Here is an 18,547-nt window from a genome sequence, read left to right on the forward strand (position 1 = left end):
GATCTCCGGAAAACCGGCACCGGTGAGAGCGGAACAAGACAGTGCTCCCTCCTGGTCCAGCTCTCAGGTGCGGGGCATACCATCCAGCCGCGGGCCCGCACCGCGAGGGCGCGGGTCGGGCGCCCGGGAGGCGTCAGCAGCCGGTGCTGCTGGTGATGGTGGTGTTGCCGTAGTAGGCGATGCGCACACCGTTGAGCACGGCCCGGACCACGGTGCCGTTGACCCGCTGCTCGTAGTGCAGGTGCGGGCCGGTCGAGCCGCCGGTGCTGCCGACCCGGCCGATCACGGTGCCGGTGCCGACGCTGTCGCCGACCGAGACCGACTGGGAGCTCAGGTGCGCGTAGAGGGTGGTGATGCCGCTGCCGTGGCTGACCACGATGTACTTGCCGTAGCTGGTGCTGCCGCGGTCGGCGACCGTGGTCACGGTGCCCGACGCGCTGGAGCGGACGTTTTGCCCCTGGGCGTTGCCGCGTTGGAAGTCCACGGCCAGCTGGGGGTTGTGGTTGCTGCGGGTGTTGGCGTTCCAGACCTGGCCGCAGTCGAACGGGGTGCGCAGGTTGACGGCGGTGACGGCCAGGTCGTCGGCCGCGGCGCCGACCGGGGCGAGCACGGTCAGGAGTGCTCCGGCGGCAACGGCGGCGCCGAGCCTCTTGAGGGTCGTCAGGAAGCGGGGGGTCTTCACGGGGGTCCTTTCCTCGCACAGCGGGGGGCTGCGAGATACCAGAGGAACAGATACCCCGTAGGGAAGTTTCGATTCGCGTCCCCGTACGGAAAGAAACCGCTGCGGTCGCGCCCGGCCCCGCCGGGGCGCTCCCCGCCGCTGAGGCCGGGGGGCGACCCGCCGCCGGGCGGCGCGGGCCGACGGGGCCGGGGGCGTCAGGCCAGGGCGTCCGAGAGGCGCGGGACCAGGGTCCGGACCGCGTAGGGGATGGACAGGACCGAGTTGTAGGTGACCGCCCCCCTCTGGTCGAGCGACGTCGTGACGACCGCGTCGTCGCGCACCACGTCGAGCGAGTCGAAGGCGGTGGAGCCCTCGGTGATGTCGAAGGACTCGTCGTCGCCGAAGACCAGCAGCAGGTCCCCGTCGAGCATGTCCACCCGTTCCGGGGAGAGCTCGACGAAGAAGCTCTCACCCGTGTCCTGCTCCGTCACGGCCTCCGGGAGGTCGAAGCCGAGGGAGGCGAGGAACTGCCCGCGCGCGTCCCCGGGCAGGTAGGCGCCGTACTTGCCGTCGAAGGGCAGGACCGCGGCGCCGACGCGTCCCTCGAACTCCGGGTGCGCGGCGCGCGTCTCGGCCAGGAGCTCGTCGGTGGCCTCGTTGAGGGCGGCGCCCTCCTCGGGCCGGCCGAGCGCGGTGGCGATGAGCTCCGTGGCCTCGTCCCGGGGCACGGTGTAGGCGGCGACGCCGGCCGGGCGGGCGACGACGGGGGCGATCTGCGACAGGTCCTCGTAGACGGCCTGGTCGAACCCCGCGGAGACGCCGACGATGAGGTCGGGGGCGAGGTTTGCGACCTGCTCGATGTTGGGCTCGGAGTCGGACGCGATGTGCGTCAGCTCGGCGTCCCCGACCAGGTCGTCGGTCCAGGGCCCGAGGCCGGTCTCGAAGAAGGAGAAGCCCGTGTTGCCCACCGGGACGGCGCCGAGGGCGAGGACGGCGTCGGCGTCGGTGACCCCGAGGGTGACGATCCGCTCGGGCGCCTCCTCGACGGTCGTGGAGCCGAACTCGTGGTCGACCGTCACGGGGAAGGCCCCCGTGTCGGACGCGGGAGCGGCTTCGGGCTCGGGGGAGCCGTCGCCGGCCCCGCAGGCGGAGAGGAGGACGAGGGAGAGCGAGGCGCACACGAGGGCGCGCGGCGCGGGACCGGGGGACATGGGACTCCGTTCGGTTCGGGTTAGGCGAGCCTATCCTCGAGAGTCCCGGTGTGCGGGGGGCGGTGCGCGGATCCTCCCCGGCCGCCCGGGGGGTCCGCGCACGGCCGCTCATCCCAGGTAGTCCTCCGGGCCCCCCTCGCGCACCGTGTCGAGGGTGACGCAGTGGAACCCGCCGCCCAGGACCCGGGAGTGCCGGAGGCGGAGCGGGACCACCGTGATGCCGCGTCCCTCCAGGAGGCGGACGAGCTCGGTCTGGTCGCCGTCCACGATCGCCGTCTCCTCGTCCACCATCAGGAGGTTCATGCCGACCCAGGGGGTGCTGAGCGTGTGCGGGACCGCGGTCGGGCCGCCCGTCATGGGCGGACACCACAGCACGTCCCACCCCTTCAGGGGCTCGGGCACGGTGTCCGGGCCGATGCGCTCGGGGTTGAGCAGCACCAGGCCGGGACGCAGCAGGCAGACGGTGCTGTCGATGTGGGTGCCCTCGTAGACGCCGCGCAGCGGGTGCACCCGCACGTCGCCGAGCAGCCCCAGGGTCGATTCCAGCCAGCGCAGCCCGAGTTCGTTGCCGCTGCGGGAGACCTGGTAGAAGACGTCGCGGCCGAGCCTGAGGCAGTTCGCCGCCTCGAACGCGGGCTCCGCCTCGCCCAGCACGGGGAAGCCGTCCTCGTCGGTCCCGAACAGGGAGTCGTCGAGCCGGGGCCGCGGGGCGCAGATCCAGTGGGCGCCCCGCAGGAGGTAGTCCTGGAACAGGGGACGCCAGCCGAAGGCCTCGAAGTAGCGGGCCCGCATGGGGCTGGGGCTCTCGATGAGGGCGGACCCCACGACGAGGGTGAGGTCCCGCGGGCAGTAGGAGCTGCGGCCGGTCGTCCGCCAGCCCGGCCCTCCGTACTCCACGCCGTGGTCGACCGCGGGCGGCTGGTGGACGGTGACACCGAGGCCGCGCAGCGTGTCGGCCAGGACGGCGAGGTCCTCGTTCGACTCCTCGATGACGTGCCGGGGGAAGAGCCCCGCGCCGATGCCGCGCAGCTCGGCGGGGGTCAGCTCCGGGTAGCAGTTGAGCCAGGCCGACGGGTCCGACAGCGGGGGGACCCGGGAATGGGTCGCGTCGCCGACGACCACCTCCCTCAGCCTGGTGAACTCGTCCCACGAGTGGACGGCCGGCAGGGCGGGCCGCGGCCCGCCGGCCGGCGGGGGAGGCGGTGCCGGACGCTCCGTCGGCACGTCCGCGGTTCCAGTGCTCATGTGTTCCTTCCGGGGGGCGGGGCTCTCGTCCGCGGGGCCCGGCCGCCGGGGCCGGTACCGCGAGGGCGTCGGTTCCGCGGTCCTCAGGCCGTCGGGTCGCTCAACAGGTTCGCGACGCGCTCCTCCAGGGCGCGCGCGGCGTCCAGGTTCTCGGCGACGGCGCAGTAGGTCACCCGGCCCGTGACCGGCGTGTAGTCGGCGGTGACGACCACCCCCAGTCCCGAGTGCGGGTCGTAGCCGAGCCCGGACCCGGCGAGCCGGCTGAGCGCCTCCGCGAAGGAGGGGACCGCCCACCGGCCCGCGCGCTCCAGGAACACGCGGTCGTCGCGGCGGTCGCGGCCGACGACCCTGTCGATCAGGTTGACGTGCAGGTGGGAGGAGGCCGTGAGCCTGCCGTTGACCTCGGTGAAGACGAGATCGCCCCCGGGGGTCCGGATGGCGTCGGCGCACAGCGTCCCCCGGTACCCCATCAGCCGGAAGGGCTCGCACGCGCGCCGGCCGGTCTCGACCAGTTCCGCGACCTCCGCGGGTCCGACCGACTGGGGCGGGATCACCTCGCCGGTGGCCACGGGCTCCATCAGGATCTCCCCGGCCCCGCGGAGCACGCAGCCGTCGTCGTCGGCGACGAACTCCGCGTACACCGTCGTGGAGTCGGGGAAGTAGCGCTCGATGATCAGGCTGTGCCCCTTGTGTCCCGTGAGCCACTCCCACCGGTCGCTGACGTAGCGCCGGACGGCGTCCCGGTCCGCCAGGACGACGACGCTGCCCGCGCCCGCCGCACGGACCCCCTCGGCACGGCTGAGGATCTCGTTCCCCAGGCCCCCGCCGGCGAACTGCTGCTTGACCATCACGGCGGCCCCGTCGGCCAGCAGGGACTCGATCGTGCCCTCCGCGTGGTCGGGACTGTCGGTGATCACGCCGGGAGCGATGGGGATCCCGTTCCCCGCGGCCACGGCGCGGAAGACCGCCTTGCTGTTGACGAGCGCGTCCCCGCCCTGGGCGCTGAAGGCGTGCCCCGGCAGGGCGTCCTCGACGCCGACCGCCGACGCCATGGCCGTCACGGCGAGGTCGCTGTAGGTGCAGGTGATCCGGTCGACCGGCCGGTCCGCCAGGGCCTTGCCCAGGTCCCGGAGGAAGACCGGGTCGACCAGCCGGTCGGCGGTGAGGATGTCGGGCCCGAAGCGGCCGGGAGGGGGGATGACGAACCGCAGGGTCGAGGCGCGGGTGCCGGTCAGCCCGGTCACGTAGTCCATGAAGTCCGTGCTCGGCGGCGAGGGCAGGACCAGGACGTCCCCGTCCTCGGCGTACCACAGCATGCGCTGCGCGCCGAGGCCGAAGGCCCGCCTCTTCTCCAAGGGAATCCTGCCGATGTCGCCGACCATTTCCTCGGGGACGTTGACAATGATCATTGCGGTCATGGAATTCTCCTCTTCCGGGGGGCGTTTCCGGGCCGGGAAAGGGAGGGCCCGGCGGAAAGCGCGATCGGACGTCCGGGTCAGGGGCGCATATCCTGTCCCGCCTCTTCGGGGGAACGCTTTACGGAACGCCGCGGAACCAACCGGAAAAGCAGGGCGGCCGCGCCGAGGGCGGTCAGGCACACCGCGGAGGCGAGCAGCGTGCCCTGCGCGCCGACCGCGAGGACGATCGGGGCCCCCGCCATGGCGCCGAGGGGGACGGCGACCCCGGTGACCGCTCCGCGCGCCGCCAGGACCTGCGGAAGCGCGGCCGCGGGCGCGGAGTTCTGGAAGAGCGCCGTCGTGGTCGAGGGGAACGGTCCCCAGAAGAGCCCGCACACGCCGAAGGAGATCCAGGAGACGGCCACGGGCAGGCCGAGGCCCAGCGGGACCAGCGCGAGGCCGAAGCCCAGGACGATGCAGATCGTGGTCGGCATCAGCGGCAGGTCGCGCAGGTAGCCGGTGAGCAGCGCTCCCGTGACGGCGCCGATGCCGAAGGCCGTGTAGAAGCCCGCGAGGGTGGCCGCCGAGGCCTGGAGGTCCTCCACCACGTACAGGGGGATCGCCACGCTCGACGGGCCGAAGAAGAGGAAGAAGCCGAACGAGAGCGCCAGCAGGCCGAGGAGGCCGGGGTCGCGGCCGATGGCCCTGAAGCCCTCCGAGCGCGACGCGCCCGCCCTGACCCCGTCCTGCCCGGAGCCCCGGGGGATCGCGAACCGGTAGGTCGCGGCGAGGACGGCGAAGGAGAGCGCGACGAGGGCCAGGACGTACTCGGGCCCTCCCCTGTCGATGACGATCGCGGCGAGGAGCGGCCCGACGACCGTGGACAGCTCCAGCATCACGTTGACGACGGAGTTCCCGGCGAGGTGGTCCTTCTTGTCCAGGAGCTCGGAGAGCATCGTGTAGCGGCCGGCCTTGCCCCACGCGCTCAGCACCGAGGACAGGCCGAGCAGGGCGACGTAGAGCAGGATGTCCAGCGAGCCCAGCACGTGGACCAGCGGGATCAGCGCCAGCGCTCCGGCGCGGAGGAGGGCGTCCCAGCCGGCCAGCTGGGCGCCGCTGCGACCGTTCAGCAGACCGCCGAGGAGGAAGGCGCCCACCGCCCCGGGCAGGGTGTACGCCGCGACGGCGGCGGCCACCCAGGCGGCGCGGTGGTCGGCCGGGGCCAGCTCCATGGCGAGCCAGCTCACGGCGAGGGAGCTCATCCCGCCGCCGAGCGCGGACACGCCGATGCCGGGGAGGACGCGCCGCAGGAGCGGATGGGTGAGCACGGGCCAGTAGGGGGAGCCCTTGACCGCGCGCGCCACGAGGGACTTCACGGGTGTCCTCCGATTCCTCTTCGAGCCGCGCGTTCCTCGGGCGCTCCACCGCGCTCTTCGTGCCGAAAGGGGCCGGGCGGCGGAGATGGAATGCCGCCCGGCCCGGGCAGTCGCTCATTCCGCGTATTCGCGGAGGAAGAAGGCGTGTCCTAGTAGGGCATCTTCATGGTGTCGTCCTCCCTGGGATTCCCGGAAGCCGCGCCGGTGGTGCGACGTGAAGAATATAAGTCCCCCCGCACCCCCTGACAAGGGTCCTTTTCTTCCAGGTGGCCCGGTGGGTGGCGAATGATCATTTTTCCTGCCAATTGTGACGCCGAAGGGCCAGGTCACGGGCCGGTGCGGTGACAAGCGCCGCCGGGCCGTCACGAAAAGGCGTTGTCGGCCCGTCGGCGGACCGGGCATGGTGAACCGGTCGCGGGGGCGCCGTCCGAGGGCGCCCCACCACCACGGAGGAACAGCATGTCCACCCTGCGGGTCACCGCCGAGCGCCTCACGATCCACCCGCACCCCGACGCCGACGCGCTGGAGCTGGCCCAGGTCGGCCTGTTCCGGGCGGTCGTCGCGAAGGGGGCGTACCGGACCGGGGACTGGGCGGTGTACATCCCCGAGAACGCCCTGCTGCCCGACGACCTCATCGGTGAACTGGGGCTCACGGGCAGGCTCGCGGGTTCCGGGCGCAACAGGGTGAAGGCCGTCCGCCTGCGGGGGGAGCTGTCGCAGGGCATCGTCTGCCGGCCCGGACGCCTGGCCGGCGTGGACCTGGCCTCGGCGCACGGCGAGGGGACGGACTTCGCGGCGGACCTGGGCATCACCAAGTGGGTGCCGGAGGTGCCCCTGCACATGAGCGGGGAGCTCGTGGCCGCGCCCGACCTGATGCGGTGGATCGAGGTGGAGAACGCCAAGCGCTACCCCGACGCCTTCGAGCCGGGGGAGCGGGTCGTGGCGACGGAGAAGATCCACGGCACCGCGTGCCTCTTCACCCTGGTCGCGGGGACGGGGGAGGAGTTCGTCTCCTCCAAGGGCCACGGGTCGCGCAACTTCGCGCTGGCGCCCGCCGACGACAACCTGTACTGGAGGGCGGTGGCCGCCCACGGGGTCCCGGAGGCGGCGCGCGAGGTGGCCGACCGGTTCGGCGCGGCCAGGGTGGGCGTGTTCGGAGAGGTCTTCGGGGCGGGGGTCCAGGACCTCGTCTACGGCGAGTCCGGCCGCAGCGCGCGCCCCGGTTACGCGGTGTTCGACATCGCGCTCGACATCGGCGGCGCCCGCACCTGGATCGACGCGGTCGACCTGCCCGGGGTCCTGGACGCGGTGGGCCTGCCCGCCGTGCCCGTGCTCCACGACGGCCCCTACGACGAGGCCGCGCTCACGGCGGTCGCGCAGGGGGCGGAGACCTGGAGCGGCTCGGGGCTGCACATGCGGGAGGGGGTCGTCGTCCGTCCGGCGCGCGAACGCGCGTCCGGGGTCCTGGGAGGGAGGGCGATCGCGAAGTTCGTGTCCGAGGCCTACCTCACGCGCAAGGGCGGCACGGAGTACGAGTAGCCGGGCGGGGGCTCCCGCGGCCCCGTTCCGTGTGTCCGGGCGCGGTCGCGGAGCCGGAGGACGCGCCGGACCACGCCGCCGCGCGGGGCGCCGCCGGCCCGGGGTGGGCGGTCCTGCCCGGGCGGCCCCCGCGGCCGCCCCCGGGGAGGTCAGGCGGAGGCCGTCGGGGCCGGCGCCTCCTCCGCGCCGGGGGCGGGCCCCGTGTCCCCGACCGCCTCCCCCCGGGGCGTCACGACCTCCAGGTCGACCCCCAGGTCCCGGATCGCGCGCACGGACGCCTCGGAGAGCCGGTCGTCGGTGATCACCGACGCGAAACTCGTGAGCGCGGCGACCTTGAAGGTGCCGAACGCGCCGTACTTGTCCGCGCCCGCCACGAGCACCGACGACGAGGCCGCGGCCATGGCCGCGCGCTTGACCGCCACCTTCGCCCGCGACGGTGTGGTCGACCCCCTGCCGAGGTCCCAGGAGCTCGTCGATACGAAGGCGACGTCGATGTTGAACTCGGCGATGGTGGCCGCCGCGATGTCACCGACGGAGGAGCGGTTCTCGCGGTCGACCTGCCCTCCGATGAGGAAGAGCGTCACGTCGGGGTGGTCGGTGAGGGAGGCCGCGGTGGTGATGTCGTTCGTGATGACGGTGAGGCCGGTGACGCTCCACAGCGACGGCACGAGGTGCCCCAGGGTCGTGCCCGCGTCCAGGTAGACGGTCTGCCCCTCGCTCACGAGGGAGGCCGCGGCACGGGCCATCGCCCGCTTCTCGTCCACGTCCACGCGCGACTTGTCGCGGTAGGACGGCTCCGAGCGCACCTGGGAGGCCAGCTCGACGCCGCCGGGCACGGAGCGCACCCGCCCCTCCTCCTCCAGCGTCATGATGTCGCGGCGCACCGTCATGTGCGAGACGTCGAGGATGTCGCACAGCTCCTTCACGCTCAGCACTCCCGTGCCTCGCAGCTCTCGCAGGAGCATGTCACGCCGTTGCGCCGGAATCATCGTCCTCCTTCGGGGGGTCACCCAGAGGAACCATGGTACCGATAGTTACCAGATGATCCCAAGCGTGAAAATTGTTGACTCATATGTTCCGTAAGTGTTAAACATGGCGGGTCGCCGCCGCGGCTTCGTCGTATACGCGCCGCTCAGAGGCGGAAGAAGGAGAAACCATGCAAGGCACCGACGCCACCGCCACACCGCCACCCGTGCGCTACGCCCTCACCGGGGCGCGGGGCGGCTTCGCCCGGACACTGCTCGCCCAGACGCTGCGGATGGACCGCCTGCGCCCCTCGGTCCTGTGCGACCTGGACGCCGAGGGAACGGTCGCGCTGTGCGCCGAGCTCGGTTACGCGCCCGAGGACCTCAAGGTGTGCACCGGCCCCGACGAGGTGTCCGCGCTGACCGGCGGGCAGATCGCCGTCGTCGCCGACGCGGCCCTCCTCGCGGGGGCCGGCTACGACGTGCTCGTCGAGGCCACCGGCAGCCCTGAGGCGGGTGCGGCGGCCGCGCGGACCGCCATCGGGACCGGCCGCCACGTGGTCATGGTCTCCAAGGAGGTCGACTCGGTGGCCGGGGTCGCCCTCGCCGACGAGGCCCGGGCGAAGGGCGTCGTGTACACGCCGGGGATCGGGGACCAGCCCGCGAACCTCATCGAGTGGTACGAGCGCGCACGCGTCCTCGGGCTCGACGTCGTCGCGATCGGCAAGTCCGGCGAGTACGACCTGGTGTTCGACCCCTCGACGGGGCGCGTCCGCCAGCTCGACCAGGAGGTCGACGCCCCGGAGCTGGCCGGCCTGCTGACCCTGGGGGAGGACGTGCCCGCCACGCTCGCCGCCCGCGCCCGGGCCGTCGGGGCGCTCAAGCGCTCGGCCGCCGCCGACTACTGCGAGATGGGCGTCGTCGCCAACCACACCGGCCTCGTCCCGGACGTGGAGGCACTGCACTACCCGGTCGCCCGCGTCGCCGAGCTCGCCGACGTCTACTCCCTCGCCGAGGACGGGGGCATCCTCTCCCGGTCCGGCGCCGTGGACGTCTTCAGCGTGCTCCGCCTCCCGGAGGAGGCCTCCTTCGCCGGAGGGGTGTTCGTGGTCGTCCGCACCGGGGACCCCGTCTCCTGGGACCTGCTCGCCCAGAAGGGGCACGTGGTCTCCCGCTCGGGACGCTACGCCTGCCTCTACCTGCCCTACCACCTCATGGGCGTCGAGACGCCCCTGAGCCTGCTCGACGCGGTCGACCGCCGACGCGCGGTGACCTCGCGCCCTCCCGCCCCGCACGCGGTCCTCGCGGGCCGGGCCGGGGAGGACCTCCTCCGGGGGACCCGCCTCGACATGGGCGGGCACCACCACGACGTCCGGGGCGTGGCCCCCGTCCTGCTGGACGCCGCGAGCGCCCCCGACGACGTGGCCCCGCTGTACCTGGCCGCCCACGCCACTCTGGCCCGGGACGTCGCCGCCGGGGAGCTGGTACGCCTCGGCGACCTGGCCGACCCCGCCGAATCCCTCCTGGACGCCTGGCGTCACACACGCACCCACCTGTGACCGTTAGGACCCAGTGACATGTCGGACATCTATACCCTGCTGGCGTTTCTCGCCGCCATCGTCGTCCTCGTGCTGTTCATCGCGCGGTTCAAGGTCCACCCCGTGGCCACGCTGTTCATCGTGGTCGTGGCGCTGGGGCTCGTCCTGGGCATGGGCGGCACCGGGACCGTCGAGCTCATCACGACCGGCTTCGGGAACACCCTCGCCAGCGTCGGCCTGCTGATCATCTTCGGCTGCGTCCTCGGCAAGATGCTCGAACTGAGCGGCGCCGCCCTGAAGATCACCGAATCCGCGCTCAGCCTGTTCTCCAGGAACAAGGTGCCCTGGGCGATCGCGCTCGCCTCGACCGTCCTCGGCATCCCCCTCATCGCCGACACCGCCGTCGTCATGCTCATCCCCATCGTCTCCGCCCTCGCCTACCGCACGGGCATCTCGATGATGAAGCTCGGCCCGATCCTGTACATCGGCGCCTACGTCATGACCTCGGTGGTCCCTCCCGGCCCGGGCCCGCTCGCGTCCGCGGCACTGCTCGACGTCAGCATGGGCGACGCGATCCTCTACGGACTGATGGTGGGCGTCCCCGGCGTGGTCGCCGCGACGATCTACCTGTCGCGGATCAAGACGCACGTGCCGCCGAAGCCGGAGTTCGTCGAGCACCTGGTGGGCGGCCCCGACGCACCCGCGTCCGCCGGCTCCGGCTCGGGGGACGCGGACGGAGCCGCCGAGGAGGCCGCGCCGCACACGGTCGGCCTGTTCGGCTCCCTGGTGCCCATCCTGGCGCCCATCGTCCTCATCGTCTTCGCCTCCCTGGCCGGCCCCGCGCTCCCCGAGGGGGCGTGGTTCACCGACACCGTGCTCTTCGTCGGCGAGCCGACGATGGCGCTGTTCCTCGCCTGCCTGCTGGCCCTGCCGCTGTTCCGCGGGCGCTGGCGCGACAAGTCCACCCTGAACGACCTGTTCGAGGCCGGGCTGCGGATCGCCGCCATGCCCCTGGCCCTGACCGGCGTCGGCGGCGCCCTCGCCACCATCATCCGGGAGACGGGCGTCGCGGAGAACATCGCGACGAGCATCGAGAGCACCGGGATGTCCCCGGTCATCATCCCGTTCCTCATCGCCGCCGCGGTGTGCACCATCACCGGTTCCAACATCCTCGGCGTCATGACCTCGGCGGCCATCATGCAGCCCCTGCTGCCCGCGCTCGGACTCGAACCGATCGTGGTGTACCTGGCCTGCGCGACCGGGGCCCAGCTCATGAAGCACGCGAACTCCTCGGGCTTCTGGGTGACCACGACGCTGTCCAACATGACGGTGGGCCAGGGGATCCGCTCGATCGGGGTGGCCTCGGTCATCTCCGGCCTCACCGGGTTCGCCGTCCTCAACATCATGATCGCGACCGGCGTCGTCTAGACCGCTCGCACCCCACGCGCGGCCGGTCCCCGCGCCCACGGCCCGCGGGCCGCGGGCCCGGGACCGGCCCCGCCCATCCGACCCGACCACAGGAGAACCCATGGCGACCTTCGGCGCGATCGCCGACGACCTCACCGGAGCGACCGACGTCGCTCTCGCCCTCACGTCCGCCGGATACCGGACCGCCGTCGTGCTGGGCTCCGACGCCCCCGACGGCGACGGGGCCGCGGACGGGGCCGACGCCGTCGTCGTCGCCCTGAAGTCGCGCACCATGCCCGCCGGCGAGGCGGTCGCCGCCTCGCTGGACGCCCTCGCGCGGCTGCGGCGGGCGGGCTGCGAGCGCTTCTACCTCAAGTACTGCTCGACCTTCGACTCCACGCCGGCGGGCAACATCGGCCCGGTGGCCGAGGCCGTCCTCGAAGCCCTCGGCGAGACCGTCACCGTGGTCGCGCCGGCCTTCCCCGCCAACGGGCGCACCGTCTACCGCGGCCACCTGTTCGTGGGGGACGAGCCCCTCGACGAGTCCCCGATGCGCCACCACCCCCTCACGCCCATGACCGACTCGAACCTGCTGCGCCTGCTCGCACCCCAGGTCAGCGGTGGCGAGGACGACGTCGCCCTGGTGCCGTGGCCGACCGTCGCCCGGGGCGACGAGGCGGTGCGCGAGGCCATCGGGCGCGCGAGCCGCGCCGGGGCCCGGTTCGTGGTCGTCGACGCGCTCACCGACGAGGACCTCGCCACCCTCGCCCGGGCGACGGAGGACCTGCGCCTGCTGACCGGCGGCAGCGCCCTCGCCCAGGGGCTCAGGGGTCCCCGGGCACTCGCGCGCACGCCGGTCACCCTGCCCGGGGGGCCGCGCGTCGTGCTCTCCGGCAGCGCCTCGCGGACCACCCAGGGCCAGGTCCGCCACGCGCTCGCGGCCGGAGGGGGGCGGCAGCTGCGCCCCGCCGACCTGCGGGAGGACTTCGAGGCGGCCGTGTCCGCCGCGGTGTCCGCCGCGCTGGAGGCCGCGGACGCCGCCCCCTTCGTCGTGTACGCGACCGCCTCCCCCGAGGACGTCGTGGACACCGCGGACGCCCCGCTCATCGAGGAGGCGCTGGCCGAGACCGCCGAGCGCCTGGTGGCCGCGGGGACGCGGGCGCTCCTCGTGGCGGGCGGCGAGACCAGCGGAGCCGTCGTGCAGCGCCTCGGCGTGGGCGCGCTCGCGCTCGGCCCCGAGATCGACCCCGGCGTCGCGTGGATGCGCGGGCGCCGGGACGGCGAGGACATCCACCTCATGCTCAAGTCCGGGAACTTCGGCCGCGAGGACCTCTTCGTCCGCGCCTGGGAGGGGGGCCTGTGAACCGCACACCACGCGAGGCCGCGCGGGAGCTGTGCCGGGCGGGACGCCGCGCCGTCGACCTCGGGCTGAGCCCCGGCGCGTCGGGCAACGTGTCCGTGCGCGCCGGGGACCACACCCTGATGAGCCCCACCGGGGTGTCCCTCCGGGACCTGGACCCCGACGGCCTGTCCGTCCTGGGCCCGGAGGGGGAGCACGTCTCCGGCCCGCCGCCCTCCAAGGAGTACCCGCTCCACCTGGCGATGTACCGGCGGGTCGAGGGCGCCGGGTCCGTCGTCCACCTGCACTCGCCCCACGCGACCGCGGCCTCGTGCCTGCCCGCCTGGTCGGCCTCCTCGGCGCTGCCGCCCGTCACGCCCTACCTGGTGATGCGTGTCGGCCAGGCGCCCCTGGTGCCGTACGCGGCTCCGGGCAGCGAGCGGCTCGCCCGCAACCTCGCCGACCTGCCCGGGTCCTTCCGCGCCGCCCTCCTCGCCAACCACGGTTCGCTCATGGCGGCGGCCGACCCGGCGGCCGCGCTGGACGGGGCCGTGGAACTGGAGGAGGCCTCGCGCATCGTCGTCTCGCTGCGGGGAGGCGGGTTCTCCGTGCTCTCGGCGGAGGACGTGCGCGAGCTGACCGAGCGCTACGGGACCGCGTGGGACCTGTGACCCGTCCCCCGCGGGGGTGAGGGCACGACCCGGGCCGGGCGCCGACCGCACGGTCGGCGTCCGGCCCGGAAGCGGTCGGCCCGCGGGCCGGAACACGGGCACGCCCGTGCCTCCGGCGCACGGGCCCGTGCGCCGGGCTCCCCGGCCCGCCCCGGCGCCCGCCGGGAAGCCGGAGCGGGGCCACGCCTCCCCCGGCCCCCGAGGAACAGGTGACCCGACCGGTCAGGAATCGAGAAGCGCCCTTCACCGGCCCGGAACTAGCGTGGTGGCCATGGACATCACCATTCACACCAGCGTCCTGCCGCACGAGGACCCCGAGGCCTCCCTGGCCTTCTACCGCGACGTCCTCGGCTTCGAGGTCCGCAACGACGTCGGGCAGGGGAGCATGCGCTGGATCACCGTGGGCCCCACCGGACAGCCCGACACCGGCATCCTGCTCGCACCGCCCGCCACCGACCCCGGCATCACCGACGCCGAGCGCACCGCCATCGCCGAGATGATGGCCAAGGGCACCTACGGGTGGATCCTCCTGGCCGCGTCCGACCTCGACCAGGTCTTCGACAGGGTCCAGGCCACCGACACCGAGGTCGTCCAGGAACCCACCCTCCAGCCCTACGGCATCCGCGACTGCGCCTTCCGCGACCCCGCCGGCAACCTGATCCGCATCCAGCAGCGCTGAACCGGCGGCCGCCCCGCGCCGCCCCGAAGGGCCGGACGCGCGCCACGAGCTCCTGCGCCCGCGCAGGACCGACACCCCCGCGCCGCCCGAAGGGCCGGACGCGCCGTGAAACACCGGCCCGACCGTGCCGGAAGACGCCGAGGAGGACCGCGCAGGCGGTCCGGACGACGATGGAGAGACGATGACCACCGCCCCGAGGACGAGCACGCAGCCGCCCGCGCCGCACGCCGCCGACAGCCACGACCTGATCCGCGTGCAGGGCGCGCGCGTGAACAACCTCCGCGACGTCAGCCTCGAGATCCCGAAGCGCCGGCTGACCGTGTTCACCGGCGTCTCCGGCTCGGGCAAGAGCTCGCTGGTGTTCGGCACGATCGCCGCCGAGTCGCAGCGGATGATCAACGAGACCTACAGCGCCTTCGTGCAGGGGTTCATGCCCGCCCTGGCGCGGCCCGACGTCGACGTCCTCGAAGGACTGACCACCGCGATCATCGTCGACCAGCAGAGGCTCGGAGCCGACCCGCGCTCCACCGTCGGCACCGCGACCGACGCCAGCGCGATGCTGCGCATCCTCTTCAGCAGACTCGGGCGCCCCCACATCGGATCCCCCCAGGCGTTCTCCTTCAACGTCGCCTCGATCAGCGGGGCGGGAGCGGTCACGACGGAACGCGCCGGCCGGACCGTGAAGGAGCGCCGCGAATTCAGCGTCACCGGCGGCATGTGTTCCCGCTGCGAGGGCAGGGGCACGGTCTCCGACATCGACCTCACCCAGCTCTACGACGACTCCAGGTCGATCGCGGAGGGCGCGTTCACCATCCCCGGCTGGAAGTCGGACAGCTGGTGGACGGTGCGGACCTACGCCGAGTCCGGCTTCCTCGACCCCCACAAGCCGATCCGCGACTTCACCGAGCGGGAGATGCGGGACTTCCTCCACAGGGATCCGGTCAAGGTGAAGGTCGAGGGCGTGAACCTCACCTACGAGGGCCTGATCCCCAAGGTCCGGAAGTCGTTCCTGTCCAAGGACGTCGACTCGCTCCAACCGCACGTCCGCGCCTTCGTGGAACGCGCGGTGACGTTCGCCGCCTGCCCCGACTGCGGGGGCACGCGCCTCAACGAGGCGGCGCGCTCCTCGAAGATCGGCGGGATCAACATCGCCGACGCGTGCGCCATGCAGATCAGCGACCTCGCCGCGTGGGTGCGCGGGCTGGACGAGCCGTCGGCGGCCCCCCTGCTCACCTCCCTGGGCAGGACCCTCGACTCGTTCGTGGAGATCGGGCTCGGCTACCTCGCGCTCGACCGGCCCTCGGGCACGCTGTCGGGGGGTGAGGCGCAGCGGGTCAAGATGATCCGCCACCTCGGCTCCTCGCTCACCGACACCACCTACGTCTTCGACGAGCCCACCATCGGCCTGCACCCCCACGACATCCAGAGGATGAACGACCTCCTGCTGCGGCTGCGCGACAAGGGCAACACGGTCCTCGTCGTCGAGCACAAGCCGGAGACGATCGCGATCGCCGACCACGTCGTGGACCTCGGCCCGGGCGCCGGGACGGGGGGCGGGACCGTCTGCTTCGAGGGCACCGTCGGGGGCCTGCGGGCCGGCGGCACCCTCACCGGCCGCCACCTCGACGACCGGGCCTCCCTCAAGGAGGCGGTGCGCGAGCCCTCCGGCGCGCTGGAGATCCGCGGGGCGAGCGCCAACAACCTGCGCGACGTCGACGCCGACATCCCGCTCGGGGTGCTCACCGTCGTCACCGGCGTCGCCGGATCGGGCAAGAGCTCCCTCGTGCACGGCTCGCTCCGCGGCCGTGAGGGCGTGGTGTCCGTCGACCAGAGCCCGATCCGCGGCTCGCGGCGGAGCAACCCGGCGACGTACACCGGGCTGCTCGACCCGGTCCGCAAGGCGTTCGCCAAGGCCAACGGCGTGAAGCCGGCGCTGTTCAGCGCCAACTCCGAGGGCGCCTGCCCCGCCTGCAAGGGTGCGGGCGTGATCTACACCGACCTGGCGATGATGGCCGGCGTCGCCACCGTCTGCGAGGAGTGCGAGGGCAGGAGGTTCCAGGCCTCGGTGCTGGAGTACCGCCTCGGCGGACGCGACATCGGCCAGGTGCTCGCGATGCCGGTGGCCGAGGCCGAGGAGTTCTTCGGCTCGGGGGAGGCGCGCACGCCCGCCGCGCACGCCGTCCTGCGACGCCTCTCCGACGTCGGCCTCGGCTACCTCACGCTCGGCCAGCCGCTCACCACCCTGTCGGGGGGCGAGCGGCAGCGGATCCGGCTGGCCGCGCGCATGGCGGAGAAGGGCGGCGTCTACATCCTCGACGAGCCGACCGCGGGGCTCCACCTCGCCGACGTCGAGCACCTGCTCGGCCTGCTCGACCGGCTCGTCGACTCCGGGAAGACGGTCGTCGTCATCGAGCACCACCAGGCGGTCATGGCGCACGCCGACTGGATCATCGACCTCGGGCCGGGCGCCGGGCACGACGGCGGCCGGATCGTCTTCGAGGGCACCCCCGCCGACCTCGTCGCCGCCCGGTCCACCCTCACCGGCGAGCACCTCGCGGACTACGTCGGCGGCTGATCCCGCCCCCGGGCGGACACGGGCGCCCCCGGCCGTCGGGATCGACGGCCGGGGGCGCCGGCACGGGCGGCCGGGAGGGCTCTAGCGCTGGGGGGCGTCGGTCCCGCGCAGTCCCAGGCGGCCGCGGGTGACCACCACGAGGAACACTGCGACGAGGGCGACCAGTGCGACCTCCGGGGCTCCGGCGGGGTCTCCCACCGCGGCCCCCTTGAGGCCCGAGACGACGTTGATCGCGGTGTGGGCGACCACCGCGGCGAGCACGCCGCCGCGGGAGGAGTTGAAGACGTGGCCGAGGACGACCGTCAGTCCGACGCACAGCAGGGCGTAGGCGGGGAAGTACATCTGCGCCTGGACCGTGCCGGCCATGGAGAACAGGGGGGCGTGCCACACCGCCCAGACCGCGCCGAGGACCGCGTTCGCCGCGAGCGGGGGCAGCGAGCCCTGGAGCCGCGGCAGCGCGAATCCGCGCCAGCCCAGCTCCTCGTTGCCGCCGCCGACCAGGGCGATGAGCAGGAACTGCACGGGGACCGCCATCAGCGCGGCGTCGAGCGCGGCCTCGTCCACCGTCGCCCCCTGCAGGCGGACGGCGATCACGCCCGAGGCCGCGATGGCCAGGACCGCGAGCACCGCGATCGCGTAGGGCGTGACGCCGCCCCTGCGCAGCGGCGAGTACCGCCGGAAGAGGGCGCCCACCCCGGACCTGCCCTCGGTCGCGGCGGTGACGAGGACCGCCGCCACCATCGGGCCGAAACTGCCGACGAGCACGGCCGGCATCGGGTTGGCGCCGTCGAGCAGGAGCGTGCCTCCCCACCAGGCGATCCAGGAGAAGGCGAAGGCGATCACCAGGAAGGCGGTGAGGCCGCGCGGTGCGAGGACGGTCGTCCGCGCCGGGTCCACCGCGGGGGCGGTGGGGGCGGAGGGACGGGGGTGCGTGGAGAGGTGCTCGTTCTTCATGCCGAGAAACATACACTGTTTGAGAAAGACATACAACGTAGGTTCCGTTGTATGCTGTCGGACATGGCAGAACCACGATCCGACCAGCAGTTCGACAGCGTCTTCAGCCGCCCCGAGCGCCGCCGCCGCACCCAGCCGGCGCTCACCCGGGAGCGCATCGTCACCGCGACGATCGGGCTGCTGGACCGGGAGGGCTCCTCGGCGCTGACGATGCGCAAGGTCGCCGCCGAACTCGGTGTGCACGCGACGAGCCTCTACTGGTACGTGGAGCGGAGGGAGGACCTCGTCGACCTGGCGGTGGACGGCATCCTGGCCGACGCCGCGGCCGTCCTGCCGGGCCCCGACGCCCCCTGGGACGCCGCGGTGAAGGAGACCGCGTACCGGTTCTACGCGGCTCTGACCGCGCACGCCTGGGCCGCGGAGTTCGCCGGGGCCCGGCCCCTGGTCGGGCCCAACGCGGTCGCGCTCTCGAGGAGGATCATCGCCGCGCTCCAGCAGTGCGGGGGGAGCGAGGAGGAGCAGGCGGTCGCCATCCGGGCGGTGTCCAACCAGATGCTCGGCGCGGCCACGTCCGCGGTCGCGGTGCGCGCGATGCGCTCCAGGGACTCGGGCGAGCACGACGGGGCGGTCGCCGCCGCCGTGTCGGAGCCGGACGCCCTCGCCGTGGAGAACGACTACTTCGACCAGGTGCTGGACCTGGTGCTGGACGGGGTCAGGGCCCGCCGGGCGGGGTAGGCGGCTCCGCCCCGCCGGGGTCGCGGGCCGTTCCGGCGCGCACACCCGACGGCGCGCACACCCGACGGCGCGCACACCCGACGGCGCGCACGCCCGACGGGGCGGGCCCGGTACACGACGGGAGGACCTGCCGCGTGAATCCCGGCCTGCATCCCCAGAGGCCGGACCCCGTACACGACGGGAGGGCCTCTCCGTCGTGGAGCCTGTCGGCGGCCGTGTGGGCGGCCGTCTCCTCGTTCCGACGGGCGGAAAGGC

The 18,547-nt window shown here is 73.5% G+C and carries 15 protein-coding genes; 8 read left to right on the forward strand and 7 right to left on the reverse strand.

The window, feature by feature from the left end:
• Positions 1-133: 133 nt before the first annotated feature.
• The 5 genes from ABZ234_RS32355 to ABZ234_RS32375 form a co-directional block, all read right to left on the reverse strand.
• Positions 134-682 (reverse strand): M23 family metallopeptidase, encoded by a 549-nt coding sequence (locus ABZ234_RS32355; RefSeq protein ID WP_267948511.1) that lies wholly within the window; start codon positions 680-682, stop codon positions 134-136.
• A gap of 194 nt (positions 683-876) precedes the next feature.
• Positions 877-1,872, reverse strand: coding sequence for an iron-siderophore ABC transporter substrate-binding protein (locus ABZ234_RS32360; protein WP_355014572.1), 996 nt, complete (start codon positions 1,870-1,872; stop codon positions 877-879).
• Between the two features lie 108 nt (positions 1,873-1,980).
• Complete coding sequence (locus tag ABZ234_RS32365) at positions 1,981-3,117, reverse strand: glycine amidinotransferase (RefSeq protein WP_355014573.1); 1,137 nt, start codon at positions 3,115-3,117, stop codon at positions 1,981-1,983.
• Positions 3,118-3,200: 83 nt separating this feature from the next.
• The gene (locus tag ABZ234_RS32370; RefSeq protein WP_355014574.1) at positions 3,201-4,535 is read right to left on the reverse strand and encodes a peptide ligase PGM1-related protein; all 1,335 of its coding nucleotides are present in this window, start codon (positions 4,533-4,535) and stop codon (positions 3,201-3,203) included.
• A 77-nt stretch (positions 4,536-4,612) separates the two neighbouring features.
• Positions 4,613-5,890, reverse strand: coding sequence for an MFS transporter (locus ABZ234_RS32375; protein WP_267948515.1), 1,278 nt, complete (start codon positions 5,888-5,890; stop codon positions 4,613-4,615).
• Positions 5,891-6,349: 459 nt separating this feature from the next.
• On the opposite strand from ABZ234_RS32375, the gene ABZ234_RS32380 reads away from it, so the two are divergent.
• Positions 6,350-7,429 carry an RNA ligase (ATP) gene (locus ABZ234_RS32380; RefSeq protein ID WP_344184282.1) on the forward strand — a complete coding sequence of 360 codons (1,080 nt, stop codon included), beginning with the start codon at positions 6,350-6,352 and terminating at the stop codon, positions 7,427-7,429.
• A 149-nt stretch (positions 7,430-7,578) separates the two neighbouring features.
• On the opposite strand, the gene ABZ234_RS32385 is transcribed toward ABZ234_RS32380, so the two are convergent.
• Positions 7,579-8,418 carry a DeoR/GlpR family DNA-binding transcription regulator gene (locus ABZ234_RS32385; protein ID WP_355014575.1) on the reverse strand — a complete coding sequence of 280 codons (840 nt, stop codon included), beginning with the start codon at positions 8,416-8,418 and terminating at the stop codon, positions 7,579-7,581.
• A 167-nt stretch (positions 8,419-8,585) separates the two neighbouring features.
• On the opposite strand from ABZ234_RS32385, the gene ABZ234_RS32390 reads away from it, so the two are divergent.
• From ABZ234_RS32390 to ABZ234_RS32415, 6 genes are all read left to right on the forward strand, one after another.
• On the forward strand, positions 8,586-9,953 hold the full coding sequence (locus ABZ234_RS32390) for a homoserine dehydrogenase (RefSeq protein ID WP_355014576.1): 1,368 nt from the start codon (positions 8,586-8,588) through the stop codon (positions 9,951-9,953).
• Positions 9,954-9,971: 18 nt separating this feature from the next.
• Complete coding sequence (locus tag ABZ234_RS32395) at positions 9,972-11,360, forward strand: GntP family permease (protein ID WP_355014577.1); 1,389 nt, start codon at positions 9,972-9,974, stop codon at positions 11,358-11,360.
• A gap of 100 nt (positions 11,361-11,460) precedes the next feature.
• A complete protein-coding gene (otnK, locus tag ABZ234_RS32400; RefSeq protein WP_355014578.1) occupies positions 11,461-12,702 on the forward strand; it encodes a 3-oxo-tetronate kinase in 1,242 nt (413 codons plus the stop codon).
• Complete coding sequence (locus tag ABZ234_RS32405; protein WP_267948521.1) at positions 12,699-13,349, forward strand: class II aldolase/adducin family protein; 651 nt, start codon at positions 12,699-12,701, stop codon at positions 13,347-13,349. The genes otnK and ABZ234_RS32405 overlap by 4 nt, the downstream gene beginning before the upstream one ends.
• Positions 13,350-13,620: 271 nt before the next feature.
• On the forward strand, positions 13,621-14,028 hold the full coding sequence (locus tag ABZ234_RS32410) for a VOC family protein (protein WP_344184287.1): 408 nt from the start codon (positions 13,621-13,623) through the stop codon (positions 14,026-14,028).
• Positions 14,029-14,209: 181 nt separating this feature from the next.
• The gene (locus tag ABZ234_RS32415) at positions 14,210-16,603 is read left to right on the forward strand and encodes an excinuclease ABC subunit UvrA (protein WP_355014579.1); all 2,394 of its coding nucleotides are present in this window, start codon (positions 14,210-14,212) and stop codon (positions 16,601-16,603) included.
• Positions 16,604-16,684: 81 nt separating this feature from the next.
• On the opposite strand, the gene ABZ234_RS32420 is transcribed toward ABZ234_RS32415, so the two are convergent.
• Positions 16,685-17,569: a type II CAAX endopeptidase family protein gene (locus ABZ234_RS32420; RefSeq protein WP_355014580.1), complete on the reverse strand. Its 885-nt coding sequence runs from the start codon at positions 17,567-17,569 to the stop codon at positions 16,685-16,687.
• A gap of 39 nt (positions 17,570-17,608) precedes the next feature.
• Here ABZ234_RS32420 and ABZ234_RS32425 point away from each other — a divergent pair, with 39 nt between their 5' ends.
• A complete protein-coding gene (locus tag ABZ234_RS32425) occupies positions 17,609-18,292 on the forward strand; it encodes a TetR/AcrR family transcriptional regulator C-terminal domain-containing protein (RefSeq protein ID WP_267948525.1) in 684 nt (227 codons plus the stop codon).
• The last annotated feature ends 255 nt before the right edge of the window (positions 18,293-18,547 follow it).

Source organism: Nocardiopsis sp. NPDC006198 (genome assembly GCF_040613895.1).
Taxonomy (GTDB): Bacteria; Actinomycetota; Actinomycetes; order Streptosporangiales; family Streptosporangiaceae; genus Nocardiopsis; species Nocardiopsis tropica.

What these genes read in the sequence shown, in the direction of transcription:
- ABZ234_RS32410 (WP_344184287.1), top strand. Translation starts at nt 13,621, where the DNA reads ATGGACATCACCATTCACACCAGCGTCCTGCCGCACGAGGACCCCGAG.
- ABZ234_RS32420 (WP_355014580.1), bottom strand. Translation starts at nt 17,569, where the DNA reads ATGTTTCTCGGCATGAAGAACGAGCACCTCTCCACGCACCCCCGTCCC.
- ABZ234_RS32390 (WP_355014576.1), top strand. Translation starts at nt 8,586, where the DNA reads ATGCAAGGCACCGACGCCACCGCCACACCGCCACCCGTGCGCTACGCC.
- ABZ234_RS32380 (WP_344184282.1), top strand. Translation starts at nt 6,350, where the DNA reads ATGTCCACCCTGCGGGTCACCGCCGAGCGCCTCACGATCCACCCGCAC.
- ABZ234_RS32385 (WP_355014575.1), bottom strand. Translation starts at nt 8,418, where the DNA reads ATGATTCCGGCGCAACGGCGTGACATGCTCCTGCGAGAGCTGCGAGGC.
- ABZ234_RS32395 (WP_355014577.1), top strand. Translation starts at nt 9,972, where the DNA reads ATGTCGGACATCTATACCCTGCTGGCGTTTCTCGCCGCCATCGTCGTC.
- ABZ234_RS32370 (WP_355014574.1), bottom strand. Translation starts at nt 4,535, where the DNA reads ATGACCGCAATGATCATTGTCAACGTCCCCGAGGAAATGGTCGGCGAC.
- ABZ234_RS32360 (WP_355014572.1), bottom strand. Translation starts at nt 1,872, where the DNA reads ATGTCCCCCGGTCCCGCGCCGCGCGCCCTCGTGTGCGCCTCGCTCTCC.
- otnK (WP_355014578.1), top strand. Translation starts at nt 11,461, where the DNA reads ATGGCGACCTTCGGCGCGATCGCCGACGACCTCACCGGAGCGACCGAC.
- ABZ234_RS32425 (WP_267948525.1), top strand. Translation starts at nt 17,609, where the DNA reads ATGCTGTCGGACATGGCAGAACCACGATCCGACCAGCAGTTCGACAGC.
- ABZ234_RS32415 (WP_355014579.1), top strand. Translation starts at nt 14,210, where the DNA reads ATGACCACCGCCCCGAGGACGAGCACGCAGCCGCCCGCGCCGCACGCC.
- ABZ234_RS32365 (WP_355014573.1), bottom strand. Translation starts at nt 3,117, where the DNA reads ATGAGCACTGGAACCGCGGACGTGCCGACGGAGCGTCCGGCACCGCCT.